This window comes from Rhodococcus sp. D-6 (assembly GCF_040256695.1).
Classification (GTDB): Bacteria; Actinomycetota; Actinomycetes; order Mycobacteriales; family Mycobacteriaceae; genus Rhodococcus; species Rhodococcus pyridinivorans.
Genome location: NZ_CP132970.1, coordinates 576901 through 594882 on the forward strand (window position 1 = coordinate 576901; position 17982 = coordinate 594882).

The 17982-nt window shown below is 68.7% G+C and carries 11 protein-coding genes; 5 read left to right on the top strand and 6 right to left on the bottom strand.

Annotated features, from left to right (window positions below):
• Positions 1 to 35 precede the first annotated feature (35 nt).
• The 4 genes from RBB84_RS02885 to RBB84_RS02900 all read left to right on the top strand — a co-directional run bounded on the left by RBB84_RS02885 (position 36) and on the right by RBB84_RS02900 (position 4061).
• The gene (locus RBB84_RS02885; protein ID WP_006554311.1) at positions 36 to 890 is read left to right on the top strand and encodes a PHP domain-containing protein; all 855 of its coding nucleotides are present in this window, start codon (positions 36 to 38) and stop codon (positions 888 to 890) included.
• Complete coding sequence (locus RBB84_RS02890; protein ID WP_064255842.1) at positions 887 to 1309, top strand: hypothetical protein; 423 nt, start codon at positions 887 to 889, stop codon at positions 1307 to 1309. The genes RBB84_RS02885 and RBB84_RS02890 overlap by 4 nt, the downstream gene beginning before the upstream one ends.
• A 469-nt stretch (positions 1310 to 1778) precedes the next feature.
• Positions 1779 to 2972, top strand: coding sequence for a malic enzyme-like NAD(P)-binding protein (locus RBB84_RS02895; protein ID WP_033097302.1), 1194 nt, complete (start codon positions 1779 to 1781; stop codon positions 2970 to 2972).
• Between the two features lie 132 nt (positions 2973 to 3104).
• Positions 3105 to 4061, top strand: a complete 957-nt coding sequence (locus RBB84_RS02900) for a glycine betaine ABC transporter substrate-binding protein (RefSeq protein WP_064255841.1) — start codon at positions 3105 to 3107, stop codon at positions 4059 to 4061.
• 18 nt (positions 4062 to 4079) lie between these two features.
• Here RBB84_RS02900 and RBB84_RS02905 read toward each other — a convergent pair whose 3' ends face one another.
• Genes RBB84_RS02905 through RBB84_RS02915 form a run of 3 tightly spaced genes read right to left on the bottom strand, consistent with a single transcriptional unit; the run spans position 4080 to position 7386 of the window.
• Positions 4080 to 4991: an alpha/beta hydrolase gene (locus tag RBB84_RS02905; RefSeq protein ID WP_064255840.1), complete on the bottom strand. Its 912-nt coding sequence runs from the start codon at positions 4989 to 4991 to the stop codon at positions 4080 to 4082.
• Positions 4992 to 4999: 8 nt separating this feature from the next.
• Positions 5000 to 5827, bottom strand: a complete 828-nt coding sequence (locus RBB84_RS02910) for an SDR family NAD(P)-dependent oxidoreductase (protein ID WP_019288078.1) — start codon at positions 5825 to 5827, stop codon at positions 5000 to 5002.
• Positions 5824 to 7386: an NAD(P)/FAD-dependent oxidoreductase gene (locus RBB84_RS02915; RefSeq protein ID WP_024103458.1), complete on the bottom strand. Its 1563-nt coding sequence runs from the start codon at positions 7384 to 7386 to the stop codon at positions 5824 to 5826. Before RBB84_RS02915 ends, RBB84_RS02910 begins: the two co-directional genes overlap by 4 nt.
• Positions 7387 to 7456: 70 nt before the next feature.
• Between RBB84_RS02915 and RBB84_RS02920 the strand changes: the two genes are divergently transcribed.
• Positions 7457 to 8152, top strand: coding sequence for a TetR/AcrR family transcriptional regulator (locus tag RBB84_RS02920; RefSeq protein WP_064255839.1), 696 nt, complete (start codon positions 7457 to 7459; stop codon positions 8150 to 8152).
• Here RBB84_RS02920 and RBB84_RS02925 read toward each other — a convergent pair.
• From RBB84_RS02925 to RBB84_RS02935, 3 genes are all read right to left on the bottom strand, one after another.
• The gene (locus RBB84_RS02925) at positions 8109 to 9902 is read right to left on the bottom strand and encodes a thiamine pyrophosphate-requiring protein (RefSeq protein WP_064255838.1); all 1794 of its coding nucleotides are present in this window, start codon (positions 9900 to 9902) and stop codon (positions 8109 to 8111) included. The genes RBB84_RS02920 and RBB84_RS02925 overlap by 44 nt on opposite strands.
• A 170-nt stretch (positions 9903 to 10072) precedes the next feature.
• Positions 10073 to 13849, bottom strand: coding sequence for a multifunctional oxoglutarate decarboxylase/oxoglutarate dehydrogenase thiamine pyrophosphate-binding subunit/dihydrolipoyllysine-residue succinyltransferase subunit (locus tag RBB84_RS02930; protein WP_082920988.1), 3777 nt, complete (start codon positions 13847 to 13849; stop codon positions 10073 to 10075).
• A gap of 203 nt (positions 13850 to 14052) precedes the next feature.
• Positions 14053 to 17922, bottom strand: a complete 3870-nt coding sequence (locus RBB84_RS02935) for an ABC transporter ATP-binding protein (RefSeq protein ID WP_064255836.1) — start codon at positions 17920 to 17922, stop codon at positions 14053 to 14055.
• Positions 17923 to 17982 lie beyond the last annotated feature (60 nt).

The following is a 17982-nucleotide window of genomic DNA, read 5'->3' on the forward strand; positions in this document are numbered from 1 at the left end:
ATCATGCTAACCCGCCGACCTGACAGACTGGTGGCGTGCGTATCGATCTCCACACCCACTCGTCCGCATCGGACGGCACCGACCGTCCCGCGGAACTGGTCCGTGCCGCTGCCCGGGCGGGTCTCGACGTCGTGGCCCTGACCGACCACGACACGACCGCGGGATGGGACGAGGCCGCAGCGGCCCTGCCGACGGGCCTGCGTCTCGTCCGGGGAATGGAGATGTCCTGCACGGGACGCGGGGAGGACGGCGCCCCGGTCGCCGTGCACCTGCTGGCCTATCTGTTCGACCCGCACGATCCGGTTTTCGTCGCCGAACTCGAGCGGCTCCGTGGCGAACGGGTGTCGCGGATCCGGGCGATGGGTGTGCGGATGGCGGACGACGGTCTGCCGATCGACATCGACGCAGTGCTCGCCGAGGCGGGCCCCGCCGCGGGCCGGCCCCATCTGGCGCGGGCGCTCGTCGCCGCCGGTGTGGTGCCCACGGTGGCCGACGCCTTCACCGAGCTGCTGTCGCCGCGCGGCCGTTACTACGTACCGAAGGCTGATACCCCGCTCGCCGACGCCGTGAAGATGGTGACGGCCGCGGGCGGTGTGCCGGTGGTGGCGCACGCCCGGGCACGTGCGCGTGGGCGGCTCCTCGCCCTCGACCACATCGAGGAACTCGCCGAACTCGGACTCGGCGGTGTCGAGGCCGATCATCCCGATCACGACGAGCAGGATGTGCGGACGATGCGCGATCTCGCGCGGTCGCTCGGGGTCGTCGTCACGGGATCGTCCGACTATCACGGCGACAACAAGACCATCAGGCTCGGCAGCTTCACCACGGCTCCGGCGGCGTACGAGGCGTTGCTCGACTGCGCGACCGGTGTGGAGGTGCTCGAGGGATGAGGCGACGGGGTGCGCGGTATCCGGACGAGGAGTACGGGTCGCCGAACGACGAAAACTACTACGACAGTGAGTACTACAACGAACCGTATTACCCGGACGAGGGGTACTACGCCGATCCGTACGAACCCGCATCGCGCCGCGCGAGTCTGCCCGTCCGCGCCCTCCGCGCTCTCTCCGGTGTGGTGTGCGGGGCGGTGCTGGTCCTGACGTTCGTGGTGTGCGGGGCCCAGTACCTCGCCGGCGACCGCGGTTTCCCCGGCCCGGGCGCCACCTCGGTCGCCGCGCACGTCGTCGTCGCGCTGGTGGCCGTGATCGCCCAGGTGACGGCGGATCGACGCTCGGGTGGCACAGCACTCCTGTCGAGCCTTGTGGTGATCTTCACTGCATCGATTCTGATGATCACTCAGTGGTGGGGATGACGGCCCCGAGTGGCGTCTCGGCTACCCGTCGGTAGCCATCGTGTAACTGCGGAAATTCATCGCGGTGCGCCCGCGGCGCGGTGTTCACGGCACGTAAACTCACAGGTGAGGCGACAAAACCGTGAGACCTTCGCAATCGATGCCGATTTGATTGTTCGTCTGCGAAGGTGGCAAACTTGCGGCAATCCGAAAGCCGGAATACCCCGGAATCGGACGAAGGATGGCAGACCCACCCAGGGCTAGATCACCCAGGGCTCGATGCCAGGGCCACCCGCCCCGGCTCCATCACGTTCCGGAAGCCGTACAGCGTTGTACAGCGGCAGTCGTGATCGCGCCCGGAAGCTTCAATCCAATGTCCTTGGCGAAGCGCTGCAACTCGATGCATGCACGTGTGTGAGATGCATTGAACTGCGGTGTTTTCGCAGCAACCGAGTCCAGAGGTCGACTCGGAACACGCAGGAGTGTCATCGTGTCAATTGTGTCTGATGCACCTACCCCTCAGAAGCTCGAGTTGACGGACGAGGAGATCTTCTCGAGTCACGTCGACGGCAAGCTGTCGGTCGAACTGACCGCGCCGCTCGAGAACCAGCGCGATCTGTCCATTGCATACACCCCCGGTGTCGCCCAGGTCTGCCGGGCCATCGCCGCCGACGAGACCCTCGTCGACCGTTACACCTGGACCAACCGCCTGGTCGTCGTCGTCTCCGACGGCACCGCGGTCCTCGGTCTCGGCAACATCGGCGCACGTGCCTCGCTGCCGGTGATGGAGGGCAAGTCCGCGCTGTTCAAGAAGTTCGCGGGCCTGAACTCCATCCCGCTGGTGCTCGACACCACCGATCCCGACGCGATCGTCGAGACCCTCATCCGGCTGCGTCCGTCCTTCGGCGCCGTCAACCTCGAGGACATCTCGGCTCCGCGCTGCTTCGAGATCGAGAAGCGCGTCATCGAGGCGCTCGACTGCCCGGTCATGCACGACGACCAGCACGGCACCGCCATCGTCGCCCTGGCCGCCCTCAAGGGTGCGGTGAAGGTGCAGGGCCGCGACATCGCCGACCTGCGCATCGTGATCTCCGGCGCCGGAGCTGCCGGCGTGGCGTGCACGAACATCCTGCTCGCCGCCGGTGCGCGCGATGTGGTGGTGCTCGATTCGAAGGGCATCATCTCCTCCGACCGCACCGATCTCGGTGAGATCAAGGCCGATCTGGCCTCCCGCACCAACCCGGAGGGCCGCAAGGGCGGCATCGCCGAGGCGCTCGACGGCGCCGACGTCTACCTCGGCGTGTCGTCGGGCACCGTGCCCGAGGAGATCGTCGCGACGATGGCCGACGACGCCATCATCTTCGCGATGTCGAACCCGGATCCGGAGATCCACCCCGACATCGCCCACAAGCACGCCGCGATCGTGGCGACCGGTCGCAGCGACTTCCCGAACCAGATCAACAACGTGCTGGCCTTCCCCGGTGTGTTCAAGGGCGCTCTCGACGCAGGTGCCCGCCGCATCACCGAGGGCATGAAGCTCGCCGCCGCCGAGGCCATCCTCTCGGTCGTCGGTGACGAACTGGCCGCGGACAAGATCGTCCCGAGCCCGCTCGATCCGCGCGTGGCGCCCGCCGTCGCCGAGGCCGTCGCGGCCGCGGCGAAGGCCGAAGGCGTCACCGACTAGGGATTCGCTCCCGGCGAGATCGCACCGAACGCCCCGATCCGAACCGCACAAGGGTTCCGGACCGGGGCGTTCGGCGCCTCGGCGGGCCGGACGGTCGGGCACGTGCGGACCGTGGCGCACCGGTGGGCGACAATGACCGCCGTGGCGAACGAAGCGAGACGGATCCGGCCGGTCGCGGCGACGGTGCTCACCGCATGCGCGGCGGCGGCCGTGCTCCAGGGGTGTGCGTCGCCCGTTCTCGACGAGGCGGCACCGTCGGCGACAGTGATCGTCGGGGCGGGGGAGCGGCCCGACGAGGAACTGCTCGCGCAGCTGTACGCGGGAGCGCTGCGCAGTAGCGGGATCGACGTGAAGGTCCGCTCCGGCGTCGCCGATCCGGCCCCAGCGCTCGACGCCGCCGATCTCACACTGATCCCCGGCTACACGGGACGGCTGCTCGCGTCCTACGATCCCGGTGCCGACGCGACCGACGCCGAGGACGTCTTCGAAGCGCTGGCGCGCGCACTGCCCGACGAACTGACCATCTCCGATTACGCCTCGGCGCAGGACCGCGCGGTGCTGCTCGCCGACCGCGAACGGCTCACGCAATGGTCGGTGAGCCGCGTGGCCGACCTCGCCGGCCGCTGCGCCGACCTGACCTTCGCGGTGACCGAGGACTTCGACACCGCCGGTGGACTCACCGCCCTCGAACGCGCCGACTGCCGCCCGCGCGAGGTGCGACGGATCGAGGATGCACAGTCCGTCGCCGTCGCGTCGGAACCCGACACGGTCGTCGGAACCACCACGACGTCGTCCGCCCTCGCGGAGATCGACGCGGATTCGCCCGTGAGCACCGTGCCCGACGCACCCGACCGCAGCCCGCAGGACGACACGAACGCCGACGATGCGCCCGCCCCGGTCCTGCCGGCCCAGAACGTCGTGCCGGTCTTCCGCAAGGGCACCCTCGACGAGGCACAACTCGACGCGTTGCGGACCATCGCGGGTGAACTGACCACGAGCGATCTCACCGAACTGCGTGCGCGTGTCGAGGAGGGAGACGATCCCGAGACCGTGGCCCGCGAATGGATCGACGAACACGCCGGAGCGTGAACGGCACCCCGCGAGTACTCAGCCCGCGCGGGTGCCCATCCGGTCGCGGAGGAACACACCGAAGTCGGAGATCGCCGCGGCGGCCTCGGGAACGAGCGACGCCTGCAACGGCGCGACGTGCCACAGCTCGGGTTGTTCGACGAGGGTGACCTCGACGCCCGCCGCCCGGAGCTTCTCGGCGTACTGCCGCACCTGTGGGTGGAACATCTCCGCGGTGCCCACCTGGATGAGCGTCGGCGGCAGACCCGTGGGATCGGCGTGGATGGGCGCGTAACCGGGATCGGTGGGATCGCCTCCGGCGAGATACGCCTCGGCCGAGGAATACACCCAGCCCTTGTTCAGAACGACGTCGTTCACGTCGGGCAGGTCGCGGGCGGCCGGATCGGTCCACGGCGACAACAATCCGAGCGCCGGCGGGGTCATCCCGTGACGGTCGACGAGCCGGTGTGTGGTGGCCGCGGCGAGGCCACCGCCGGCCGAGTCGCCGGCGATCGCGATGCTCGACACCTCGAAGCCGTGCTCGCTGACGAGTTCGAGATAGGCCGCCTCGGCGTCGTTCAACGCCGCCGGATAGGGATGCTCGGGCGCGAGCCGGTAGTCGAGGACGTACACGGCCGCTCCGGACGCGGCGGCGAGATGCGCCGCGAGCGAGCGGTGCGTGGCGAGCGACCCGCCGGTGTACGCCCCGCCGTGCAGGTACAGGATCGCCGTGGTCCGCTCGGTGGCGCCCACCGTGATCCGCTCGGCGGGGCGTCCCGCCAGACGGATCGGGCGCACCACGGTGTCCTTCGGGAGGAACTGCAACGGCGCCGCGAGGTCGAGCAACCGGCGCTGCGTGGCGAACGACCAGCGCGGCGACAGCAGGGCACGGAAGAGAGGACGCAGGGCGGTACGCGCCACCCGCGGTGACAACTGCGGTGTCGGAGGCATGCCGCAGCCTATCCCCTCGGCACGACCCGGGAGGTCACGGTGGCGACGACACGCTGATAGGCCGGTCCGGCAACGCGGACGAAGGCGTCGAGCAGCTTCGCATCGGCGCCGATCAGTACACGCGCCTTGTTCTTCCGCACACCGGTGAGGATGGTCTTCGCCGCGTCCTCGGGGGTCGTGCGTGCGAGCTTGCGGTCGAAGAACTCCGCGAAGGTCGCCTGGTCGTCGCCGTCGGGGACGGCGGCGTTGCGCGCGATCGCGGTCTTGATACCACCGGGATGCACGCACGTGACCTGTACGGGATGCCGCGCGACGAGCATCTCCTGCCGCACCGCCTCGGTGAAGCCGCGCACGGCGAACTTCGCCGAGTTGTACGCCGCCTGACCCGGGATGCTCAGCAGACCGAACAAACTAGAGACATTGATCAGGTGGCCGTCGCCCGACGCGATGAGATACGGCAGGAAAGCCTTGGTGCCGTTGACGACTCCCCAGAAGTCGACGTCCATCACGCGCTCGATGTCCTTGAACTCGGTGCGCTCGAGGTCGCCGTGATAGGCGATGCCCGCGTTGTTGTACACCTGGTGGACCGCGCCGAAGTGGGCGGCGACCTGCTCAGCGTACTCGAGGACCTTCTCGCGCTGGGTGACGTCGAGATGGTCGGCCTTCACCTCGGCGCCGAGTTCCCGTGCGCGACGCGCGGTCTCCTCGAGCCCTGTGGTGTCGACATCCGAGATCGCCAGGCGGGCGCCTCGAGCCGCGAGGGCGAGGACGAGGGCCCGGCCGATCCCGGAACCCGCGCCCGTGACGACGACGACCCGGCCTGCGACATCACTCATCGAACTGCTGCCTCTCGGGACGTGCGCTCCTGCGCGGGACGGTCGGTGGCGACGGGGAGATCCGATTCGGCGACGCTACGGTACGCCTCGAGGTCGAATCTGCGGGTGATACGGCGGAATTCGAAGGTGAATCCCGGCCACAGCGTGGTGTTGTTGCCGTGCTTGTCGAGATACCAGCTCGCGCACCCGCCGTTGTTCCACACGCTCGACCGCATCGCGCGCTGCAGGTCGCGGTTGTACTCGTCCTGCACGTCCTCGCGGACCTCGACCGTGCCGATGCGGTTGCGATCGATCGTGCGAATGGCGTCGACGACGTATTCGAGCTGTGACTCGATCATGTACACCATCGAGGTGTGGCCGAGTCCGGTGTTCGGTCCGACGAGGAAGAACAGGTTCGGGAAGCCGGCGACCGAGCTGCCCTTGTACCCCCGCATGCCGGTCTCGTCGAAGACCTCGGCGAGCGAACGGCCTTCCTTGCCGAAGATGCCGGCGAAGGTCGGCGAGTCGGTGACGTGGAAGCCCGTCGCGACGACGATCGCGTCGACCTCGCGTTCGGTGCCGTCCTTCGTGACGATGCCGCGCGGGGTGACGCGGGCGATGCCGTCGGTGACGAGGTCGACGTTCGGCCGGTCGAGCGCGGGGTAGTAGTTGTTCGAGATCAGCATGCGCTTGCAGCCGATACCGTAGTTCGGCGTGACCTTCCGGCGCAGTTCCTTGTCGCGGATCTGCCGCCGGACCTGGATGCGCGCGGCGAGCTCGAGCGGCTTCATGAAGGCCTGCGCCTTGGCCAGACCCACGACCTGCGTCTCGCGGGCGGTGTACTGCAGGGCGCGTGAAAGGCGCTGGAAGCCGGGGATGAACCGGAAGGCGAACCGCTCGGGAGCGGTGTACTCGCGGTCGAAGCGGGGGAGGATCCACGGTGCCGTGCGCTGGTAGACGTCGAGATGGCCCACGGTGCCGGCGATGGCCGGCACGATCTGGATGGCGGAGGCGCCGGTGCCGATGACCGCGACGCGCTTGCCGGCGAGGTCGGCGTCGTGGTTCCACCGTGCCGAGTGGAAGATCTCGCCCTCGAAACCGGAGATGCCCTCGATGTCGGGCAGCGACGGCTCGCACAGGGCGCCCACCGCGGAGATCACGACCTTGGCGCTGTACTTCCCGCGCGTGGTGGCCACGTCCCAGCGGTGCGTCGCGGTGTTCCAGCGGGCCGTCTGCACGTCGCACTCGAAGACGGTGCGTCGCCGCACGTCGTACCGGTCGGCGACCGAGCGGATGTACTCCTGGATCTCCGGCTGCGGCGAGAACGAGCGCGTCCAGCCGGGGTTGAGGGCGAACGAGTAGGAGTACAGGTTCGACGGCACGTCGCACGCTGCGCCGGGGTAGGTGTTGTCGCGCCAGGTGCCGCCCACCTCGGAGGCGCGTTCGAGCACGAGGAAGTCCTTGCCCGCCTGCGACAGTCGGATGGCCGCACCGAGCCCGGCGAACCCGCTGCCGATGATGAGCGTGTCGACCTGACGGATCTCCGCGTCGGCGACGGTATCTGTAACCGGAAGACTCATGTACTCGAGGTTAGAGCGTTCCAGTGACCTGGTCAACACTTGTTGACCATAATTCAATAACGGTGTTTGCATGGTGGACGTGACAGACGACAGTCCCGGACCCCGCCGGACCCGCCTCGGTCCCGCCCAACGCCGGGCCCAGCTGATCGAACAGGGTCTCGAGCTGCTCGCCGACCGGCCCCTCGAACAGATCTCTGTCGACGAGGTCGCCGACCGGGCCGGGGTCTCGAAGGGGCTGCTGTTCCACTACTTCGCCTCGAAGCACGACTACCACGTCGAACTCGTGCGATGCGTCGGCCGGGATCTCGTCGAGTACACCGCACCGGACGAAGGTCTCGAACCGATCGAGATGCTGCGCGGCACGCTCGTCGCGTACGTCGACTACGTCACCCGGCGCCGCGACATGTACGTCTCGATCCTGCGCGGCGCCACCAGCGGCGACCCCGACATGCGGGCGGCCTTCGAGGACACCCGCACAGCGCTCGTCGACCGGACCGTCGCGCACCTGCCCGCCATCGGGATCGAGCCGACGCCCGCCGTGCGGCTCGCCGTGCGCGGCTGGGTGGCCTTCGTCGAGGACACGACCATCGCGTGGCTACGCGATCCCGAACTCACCCGCGACGAGTTCGTCGAACTGGCCATCGCGGCGCTGTCCGGCGTTGCGCTGGCGGCACATTCGCTCCACTCATCGGCCGGTGACGCTGCTCCGGCCGGTGGGTTTCTCAGCGATCGTTTCCGGGAAGGTACTCCTGCAGCTTCGTCTTGACGCCCTGTTTCACGAAGCCCCAACGGTTCTCGTCACCGGCGAGCACGGCCTTGGTGACATCGGTGAACTGCTCCCACGTCGCGTGCGGCGGGATCGGCGGCATGTCCGGATCGGTGTACACGTCGAGCACCGTCGGACGGTCCGCGGCCAGCGCGCGATCCCAGGCCGAGCCCATCTCGTCCGAGGACTTCACGGTTTCGCCGCCCAGCCCGAGACTGCGCGCGAAGGCAGCGTAGTCGACGTCCGGAAGCGACTGGGACTCCGCGAATTTCGGTGCCCCACCCATCGCACGCATTTCCCAGGTGACCTGGTTGAGATCGTTGTTGTGGATGATCGCGACGACGAGCCGCGGATCGGTCCACTGCTGCCAGTACCGCTGGATGGTGATCAGCTCGGCCATGCCGTTCATCTGCATCGCCCCGTCGCCGGCGAACGCGACCACCGGACGCCCCGGATGCGCGAACTTCGCGCCGATCCCGTACGGCACCGCCGGACCCATCGTCGCGAGGGTGCCCGACAGCGAACCGCGCATGTCACCGCGGAACTGCAATTGGCGCGCATACCAATTGGCGGCCGAACCCGAGTCGGCGGTGACGATCGCATCGTCCGGCAGTCGCGGTGACGCCTCGGCGAACATCCGCAGCGGATTGACGAACTCCGTCTCGACCTCCGCTTGCTGTCCCATGGTCTGCCACCAGCGCTGCACGTTCTGCTCGATGCCCTCACGCCACGACCGGTCCTCCTTGCGCTGCAGCAGCGGGACGAGCGCGTCGAGCGCGGCGGCGGCATCCGCGACGAGGTTGACCTCGTTCGGATAGCGCATCCCGATCATGTTCGGGTCGATGTCGATCTGCACGCAGCGGGCCTGGCCGTATTCGGGCAGGAACTGGCTGTAGGGGAGGGACGAACCGACGATGAGCAGCGTGTCGCAGCCGGTCATCATCTCGTGGGTGGGCCGCGTGCCCAGCAACCCGATCGATCCGGTGACCCACGGCAACTCGTCCGACAGCACGTCCTTGCCCAGCAGGGCTTTGGCCACCCCGGCGCCGAGCAGATCCGCGACCTGCTCGAGTTGCGCCCGCGCACCGCGGGCGCCGCTGCCGACGAGCATCGCCACCTTGTCCCCGGCGTTGAGGATCTCCGCGGCCCGCCGGATCGCGTCGTCGTCCGGTGTGATCCGGGGACGGTCGAAGCCGACGCTCGACGGCACCATCTTGAACTCGTGGCCGGGCGGGGAGTACTCGAGTTCCTGCACGTCGCCGTGGATGATGACTGCCGTGGGAGTGCGGTACGCGATGGCGGTGCGCATCGCCCGGTCGAGGACGTTCGGCAACTGCTCGGGCACCGTCACCGTCTCCACGAACGCCGACGCCACATCCTTGTACAGCGTGTGCAGGTCCACTTCCTGCTGGTACGACCCGCCCATCGCTGAACGGTCGGTCTGGCCCACGATCGCCACCACCGGAACGTGGTCGAGTTTCGCGTCGTACAGGCCGTTGAGCAGATGGATCGCGCCCGGGCCGGAGGTCGCCATGCACACCCCGGGCCGGCCCGTGAACTTCGCATAGCCCACGGCTTCGAAGGCGCTCATCTCCTCGTGCCGGGACTGCACGAAGACCGGATCGTTGCCGGTGCGCGTCCAGGCGGCGAGGATCCCGTTGATGCCGTCGCCGGGATATCCGAAGACGTGGTCCACCCCCCACGCGCGCAGGCGGTGCAACAGGTAGTCGGCCACGGTCGGATTTGCCATCGGTAGCTCCTCGCAGGACACGATCGGGGGTCCTCCGGAGGGTGCCCGTCGTGCCCGGTCCGAAACACACCGGAAAAAGGCGTGAGCCGGGTCGATCGCCCCTCGCGGGGACGAACCGACCCGGCTCACATGAGAACCGTCAAGGACCCGAAGGATCCGAAACGGAGCTTCTAGCGACCGAAGGCCTTCTCGATGATCTCCTGCTGCTCGACAGCGTGGACCTTGCTCGAGCCGGACGACGGTGCCGACATCGCGCGACGCGACACGCGCTTGATACCGCTGAGCTTGTCGGGCAGCAGTTCCGGCAGCGCGAGGCCGAGGAACGGCCAGGCACCCTGGTTCGCCGGCTCCTCCTGGACCCAGAAGAACTCGGTGGCGTTCGGGTACTGCTCGAGCGTCTCGGCGATGCGGCGACGCGGCACCGGGTACAGCTGCTCGATGCGCACGATCGCGACGTCGTCACGACCTTCCTTCTGCTTCTTCGCCAGCAGTTCCCAGTAGATCTTGCCGGAGGTGAGCAGCACACGAGTGGCCTTCGACCGGTCGGCCGTGCCCTCCTCGTAAGGAACCTCTTCGAGCAGCGAGCGGAACTTGCCCTGCGTGAAGTCCTCGATGTTGCTGACCGCGGCCTTGTTGCGCAGCATCGACTTGGGCGTGAACACCACCAGCGGGCGGCGGATGCCGTCGAGGTGATGGCGGCGCAGCAGGTGGAAGTAGCTCGCCGGGGTCGACGGAACCGCGACCGTCATCGAACCCTCGGCGCACAGCTGCAGCCAGCGCTCGATGCGGCCCGAGGTGTGGTCGGGACCCTGGCCCTCGTGGCCGTGCGGCAGCAGCAGCACGACGTCGGAGAGCTGGCCCCACTTGGCCTCACCGGACGAGATGAACTCGTCGATGATGGGCTGCGCGCCGTTGACGAAGTCGCCGAACTGCGCCTCCCACAGCACGAGCGCGTCGGGGTTGCCCACCGAGTAGCCGTACTCGAAGCCCAGACCCGCGAACTCGGTCAGCGCCGAGTCGTAGACCATGAAGCGGCCGCCGTTGCCGGCCTGGTTGGCCAGCGAGGCGAGCGGGTTGTACTCGTCGCCCGTCTTGCGGTCGATGATGACCGAGTGGCGCTGCGTGAACGTGCCGCGACGCGAGTCCTGACCGGCCAGGCGCACCAGGGCACCTTCCTCGGCCAGCGAACCGAACGCGAGCAGCTCGGCGAACGCCCAGTCGATCTTGCCGTTGCGTGACATCTCACGACGCTTCTCGAGCACCGGCTTGACGCGCGGGTGGACGGTGAAGCCCTCGGGCGCCTCGGCGAAGGCGTCGCCGATCCGCTCGAGCACCGGCCGGTCGACGGAGGTGTCGAGACGCTTCGGCGGGGTCTGGTCGAGCTCGACCGACTCCGACGGCTCCGGCGGGTACTTCTCGAGTTCGCGGACCTCGTTGAAGACCCGTTCGAGCTGCCCCTGGTAGTCGCGCAGGGCGTCTTCCGCTTCCTTGAGCGAGATGTCGCCGCGGCCGATCAGGGCCTCGGTGTAGCTCTTGCGGACGCTGCGCTTGGTGTCGATCACGTCGTACATCGCCGGCTGGGTCATCGACGGGTCGTCGCCCTCGTTGTGACCGCGGCGGCGGTAGCAGATCATGTCGATGACGACGTCCTTGTGGAACTTCTCGCGGAAGTCCACGGCGAGCTTCGCGACCCACACGCAGGCCTCGGGGTCGTCGCCGTTGACGTGGAAGATCGGCGCGCCGATCATCTTCGCCACGTCGGTGCAGTACTCGGACGAACGCGAGTGCTCCGGCGCGGTGGTGAAGCCGACCTGGTTGTTGACGACGATGTGCACGGTGCCGCCGGTGCGGTAGCCGCGCAGCAGCGCGAGGTTGAGGGTCTCCGCGACGACGCCCTGACCGGCGAACGCAGCGTCGCCGTGCAGGAGCAAGGGCAGGACGGTGAAGCCGTCCTCGCCCTTGTCGAGGATGTCCTGCTTGGCGCGGACGAGGCCCTCGAGCACCGGGTTGACCGCCTCGAGGTGCGAGGGGTTCGCGGTGAGCGAGACCTTGATGTCGTTGTCGCCGAACATCTGGATGTAGGTGCCCTCGGCGCCGAGGTGGTACTTCACGTCGCCGGAACCGTGCGCAGCGGCCGGGTTCAGGTTGCCCTCGAACTCCGAGAAGATCTGCGAGTACGGCTTGCCGACGATGTTCGCGAGCACGTTCAGGCGACCGCGGTGCGGCATCGCGATGGCGACCTCGTCGAGCGTGTGCTCGGCGGCCTGGTCGATGATCGCGTCCATCATCGGGATGACGGACTCGGCGCCCTCGAGCGAGAAGCGCTTCTGACCGACGTACTTGGTCTGCAGGAACGTCTCGAACGCCTCGGCGGCGTTGAGGCGGCTCAGGATGTACTTCTGCTGGGCGACCGTCGGCTTGACGTGGTGCGCCTCGACCCGCTCCTGCAGCCACTGCTGCTGCTCGGGCTCGAGGATGTGGGTGTACTCGACACCGACGTGGCGGCAGTACGCGTCGCGCAGCACCGACAGCACGTCGCGCAGCTTCATCTTCTGGCGGCCGTGGAAGCCACCGACATTGAACTCGCGATCGAGATCCCACAGCGTCAGGTCGTGGGTCGTGACGTCGAGGTCGGGATGCGACCGGAACTTGTCGCGCACGAACTGCAGCGGATCGGTGTCGGCCATGAGGTGGCCGCGGCTGCGGTAGGCGGCGATGAGCTCGAGCACACGGGTGTGCTTGTCGACGAGACCTTCCGGCACGTCCTTGCGCCAGCGGACCGGCTCGTAGGGGATGTGCAGGGTGTGGAAGATGCCGTCGTAGAAGTCGTCGCTGATGAGCAGCTCGTGGATCTTCTTCAGGAACTCACCCGACTCCGCGCCCTGGATCACGCGGTGGTCGTAGGTGGAGGTGAGCGTCAGCAGCTTGCCGATGCCGATCTCGGCGAGCCGCGCGTCGGACGCACCCTGGAACTCGGCCGGGTACTCCATGGCGCCGGCGCCGATGATCGCGCCCTGGCCCTGCATCAGACGCGGGACCGAGTGCACGGTGCCGATACCGCCCGGGTTGGTCAGCGAGATCGTGACGCCGGAGAAGTCGTCGCCGGTGAGCTTGCCGTCGCGGGCGCGGCGCACGATGTCCTCGTAGGCCGAGTAGAACTGCGCGAAGTTCATCGTCTCGCAGTTCTTGATGGCCGCCACGACCAGCGAACGCTGGCCGTTCTTGCCGGGCAGATCGATCGCGAGACCGAGGTTCGTGTGCGCGGGCACGACGAGGTTCGGCTTGCCGTCGACCTCGGCGAAGTGGTTGTTCATGTTCGGGAACGCCTTGACCGCCTGGACGATCGCGTAACCGAGGATGTGGGTGAACGAGACCTTGCCGCCCCGGGTGCGGGCGAGGTGGTTGTTGATGACGATGCGGTTGTCGAACATCAACTTCGCGGGCACCGCGCGAACACTGGTGGCGGTCGGGATCGACAGCGAGGCGTTCATGTTCTTCGCAACGGCAGCAGCGGCGCCGCGCAGAACCTTCTTCTCCTCGGTGGCCTGGCCCGACGGGGCCGCGGCGGGCTTGGGAGCCGGCTTCGCGGGCGCGGCCTGGGCCTTCGGCTGCGTCGCAGGCTTGGTCTCCGCCTTCGGTGCAGGCTTGGCCGGCGCGGCCTCGGCCTGCGGTGCGGGCTTCGCCGACGCGGTCTCGGTTTTCGGTGCAGGCTTGGTGGGGGCCGAAGCGGAGGAACTCGGCGCAGATGCTGTGCTCGGCGCGGGCTTCTCGGTCGTGGCGGTGTCGGAGCCGTTGGTGCCTCCGGCCACCGCGGCTTCCGGCGAATAGTCGGTGAGGAATTCGTGCCAACTCGCGTCCACGGACGAAGGGTCGTCCTGGAAGCGCTGGTACATCTCGTCAACCAACCACTGGTTCTGTCCGAACTGTGATGTAGAGCTGCTGCTCACGGCAGTTGTTCGCCTCGTTTCTTTCTTCGGTACCCGATCGGAGCGCCTGTGAATATGAGGCTAGCCCGTGGCATGTGACGATCCGAACTGACCGCGCATGTCGGTGGGCTACCTCACAATCTGGTGCGATGGGGTCTCCATCGATGACGGTTCTCGAGAGCCGATTATTCCCTCTAAGGTGCATCGGCGCAGCGCGCACCCCGTTACAAACGTGAGGACGATCTCATGTTCGATCCTTCCGTCGTCGAAGTGAGCAGGACCTCGGGCTCCTCCGGAACGAGACCACCGGTAGCGAGTTGCCACAAAGTGGTGTACAGACCTCCCGCTCGGCGGAGCTCGTCGTGGGGCCCGCACTCGACGATACGGCCGTCGTCGACGACCACCACGAGATCGGCGCGTGCGGCGGTCGCGAGACGGTGCGCCACCACCACGGCCGTCCGCGAGCGGGCCACCCGCGCACCCGCCTCGAGCACCGCCTTCTCGGTGGCGGGATCGAGGGTCGCGGTGGCCTCGTCGAGCAACAGAAGATCGGGGTCCACCAGTTCGGCGCGCGCGAGTGCGATGAGCTGACGCTGCCCTGCCGACAGACCCTGACCGCGCTCACCCACCGGATGGTTCATGCCGCCGGCGAGTCCCGCGATCATGTCCAGCGCCCCCACGGCGCGCGCGGACGATTCGATCTCCTCGCGCGTCGCCTCGGGCCGGCCGTAGGCGATGTTGGTCGCCACCGTGCCCGTGAACAGGTGCGCCTCCTGCGGCACCACCCCGAGCCGGCCCCGATAGTCGCGCAGACGGTAACGGCGCAGATCGGTGTCGTCCACCCGCACCGAACCGGAGGTCGGGTCGTAGAACCGGGCGAGCAGTTTGACGACCGTCGACTTCCCGGCACCGGTGCGGCCCACCAGGGCGACCGTCGACCCGGCCGGGATCGACAGGTCCACATCGCTCAACGCGTCACGGTCGGCCTCGCTGTACCGGAAGCCCACCTGCCGCAGGTCGACGTCGCCGCGGAGGTGCCCGGTGATGGCGACCGTGCCCTCCTCGGCAGACTCGAGCGAGCTCTCGGTCCGCAGCAGGTCGCCGATCCGGCGCAGACCGACCCGCGCCTGCTGGTAACCGTCGAAGACCTGCGACAACTGCTGGATGGGTGCGAACAACAGGTTCAGATACAGCACGAACGCGATCAGCACACCGGGGCCGACCGCGCCCGACGCCACCTCGCGGGCGCCGACGAAGACGACCGCCGCGAGCGCCAGATCGGACAGGAAAGTGATGAACGGGAAGTACAGCGAGATGGCCCGCTGCGACCGCAGGCGACTGCGCCGATAGGCCTCCGCGCGCTCGGCGAACCGCCGCGCCGCGGTCTCCTCCCTGCGGTAGGCCTGGGCGGCGCGCAGACCCGTGACGTTCTCCTGGAAATCCGCGTTCACCAGGGAGATGCGTTCGCGGGACTGCGCGTACGCCGTCCCGGAGACCTTCCGGAACCACAGGGTCGCGCCGACCAGCACGGGCAGCACCGCCAGCACTACCAGGGCCAGCGACAGATCGGTGGCGATCAGCGCGATCGAGATACCGGTGAGCGTCAGCACCGCCACGACCGCGGTGGACAGGCCGGTCTGGATGAACTGCGACAGCGCGTCCACATCGGTCGTCATCCGCGTCATGATCCGGCCCGACAGTTCGCGTTCGTAGTAGTCGAGCCCGAGCCGTTGCAGGTGCGCGTACGAGCGCACGCGCAGCCCGAACAACACCCGTTCGCCCGCCCGCGCGGTGAGCACCGTGAGGATCGCGACCACGAACCAGCCGAGCAGCGCGAGCACCACACCCGCGGCGGTCGCCTGCCACAGCCGGGACGGATCGCCCGGGGTCACCCCGCGGTCGACGGCGTACCGCACCAGCGACGGGAACGCGATGCTCGTCAGCGACTCCACCGCCAGGCACAGCACGACGACCGCCAGCAGTGCGCGCACCGGGCGCAGCGTCGTCCACAATCGGAACTGCGGGTCGGGCAGGCGCAGGGCCTCGGACCGCAGGGCCGGATCGCGTCCGGGGGTCTCGGTGGCCGGGGGAAGCGCGTCGACGGCCGCGCGCAGTTCCGGGGTCGGGGCCACCGCGCCGAGCGCCCCGGACACCGGCCCGCCGCGGCCACCACTGCCCGCCGGCCCGCCGCGGCCACCACTGCCCGCCGGTCCGCCGCGACCTCCACCGACCGCCGGAGGATTCCGAACGGTACCGGACGGCTCATCGTCGTCCGGTTCCTCGGGCCACAACTCACCGGCGGGAACCGGGCGTTCCGGTGCCGGTGCGGCGTCGTCGTCGGTCGAGAGCAGACGCCGGAAGACGGGACTTCGCTCCTCGAGTTCGTCGACCGTCCCGATGTCGACGATGCGTCCCTCGTCGAGCACGGCGACCCGGTCGGCGAGTGCGAGCGTCGACCGCCGATGGGCGAGCACGAGGGTCGTGCGGCGCCGACCCGCCCGCAACGCGCCGTAGATCGCAGCCTCGGTCTCGGCGTCGACCGCAGAGGTCGCGTCGTCGAGGATCAGCACCCGCGGATCGACGAGCAGTGCCCGCGCCAGCGCGACCCGCTGCCGCTGCCCACCGGACAGTGTCAGGCCGCGTTCACCGACGACCGTGTCGTAACCCTCGGGGAGGGCCTCGACGAAGTCGTCGGCGCGTGCCGCCGCGGCCGCGGTGCGGATCTCGTCGTCCGACGCGTCGGGCCGGCCGAGCGCGATGTTGGACGCGACCGTGTCGGAGAACAGGAACGGCTCGTCGAAGACGAGGCCGACCGCCCCGCGCAGATCGTCGGCGCGGAGCGTGGCGACGTCGATGTCGCGGCCGTCCGCGGTCAGGCACACCGACCCGCGGTGTGGCGCGTAGAAGCGGGGGAGCAGCAGCGACAGCACGGTCTTGCCCGACCCGGCCGGGCCGACGATCGCGACGGTCTCGCCGGGCGCGATCTCCAGGTCGAGGCCGCGCAGTACGTCCCGGTCGTCGTCGAAGCCGAACGTCACGTCCTCCAGGTGCACCCCGAGCGGACCGTCGGGCAGTTCGACGGGATGTGGGGGATCGGCGACGTCGGGTTCGGTGTCGATCACCTCGTACACCCGCTCGACGGCGGCGCGGGACAGCTGCGCCATGATCACGACCTGCGAGAGGGTGCGGGTCGTCCCCGTCATCGTCGCCACATAGGCGGTGAACGCCACGAAGGTGCCCACGGTGATTCCGCCCTCGAGGGCGAGCCAGCCGCCGAGAGCGATGGTGGCGACGAGCCCGAACTGCGGGATCGCACCCATCGGCGCCGAGAACCACGCGTTGATCCGGGCGGCACGCAGACGCTCCGCGTACAGCCTGCGACCGTGCTCCTCGAGTTGGTCGACCGCGTGCGATTCCTGCCCGAATCCCTTCACGACCCGCACGCCCGTGACCGTCTCCTCGACGTGCTGGGCGAGATCGGCCGCGCGCTGCTGCGCCGACCAGGTCGCGGCGAACAGCCTCGGGCGCACGACCCGCACGAGACCCGCGATGATCGGGACGATGACCACCGCGACCAGCGTGAGCAGCGGCGAGAGGGTCGTCATGATCACCAGCGCGAGCACGAATTGCAGCAGCGCACCCGCCGACATCGGCACCATCGCGAGCAGCCCTTGCACGAGCTGCAGGTCGGTGATGGACCGCGAGACCACCTGACCCGTGCGGATGCGGTCCTGACCGTGGCCGTCGAGACGTTGGAGTGAGCCGAGCAGGCGCAACCGCAGGTCGTGCTGCACGTCGAGCGACAGGCGTCCGGCGAGCATGCGGCGCCCGTACTGGCAGCCGAACCGGATCACCGCACCTGCCGCGATCGCAGCCGCGGCCAGCCCGATCAGGCGCAGGTCGTCGGCGGGCACGTCGCCCTGCCCGGTCGCGCTGTCGACCGCGACCTTCGTCAGCAGTGGGAAGGTGATGTCGATCAGGGCGGCGACGACGGTGACGGCCAGCGCCCCGACGGCTGTTCTGCGGTGTTTCAGGCATTCGGCGACGAGCCGGGAAATCCATCCCGGCGAGCGCGGAATCGGGTCGTGTGCCATCGAACCGACATTAGCGCCGAGCGACGACAGGGCACGTCGAAGCCGCTCGGGGAGGGCCGG

Coding starts and splice junctions, on each gene's coding strand:
- RBB84_RS02890 (WP_064255842.1), top strand. CDS start 887: ATGAGGCGACGGGGTGCGCGGTATCCGGACGAGGAGTACGGGTCGCCG.
- RBB84_RS02900 (WP_064255841.1), top strand. CDS start 3,105: ATGACCGCCGTGGCGAACGAAGCGAGACGGATCCGGCCGGTCGCGGCG.
- RBB84_RS02905 (WP_064255840.1), bottom strand. CDS start 4,991: ATGCCTCCGACACCGCAGTTGTCACCGCGGGTGGCGCGTACCGCCCTG.
- RBB84_RS02910 (WP_019288078.1), bottom strand. CDS start 5,827: ATGAGTGATGTCGCAGGCCGGGTCGTCGTCGTCACGGGCGCGGGTTCC.
- RBB84_RS02915 (WP_024103458.1), bottom strand. CDS start 7,386: ATGAGTCTTCCGGTTACAGATACCGTCGCCGACGCGGAGATCCGTCAG.
- RBB84_RS02920 (WP_064255839.1), top strand. CDS start 7,457: ATGGTGGACGTGACAGACGACAGTCCCGGACCCCGCCGGACCCGCCTC.
- RBB84_RS02925 (WP_064255838.1), bottom strand. CDS start 9,902: ATGGCAAATCCGACCGTGGCCGACTACCTGTTGCACCGCCTGCGCGCG.
- RBB84_RS02935 (WP_064255836.1), bottom strand. CDS start 17,922: ATGGCACACGACCCGATTCCGCGCTCGCCGGGATGGATTTCCCGGCTC.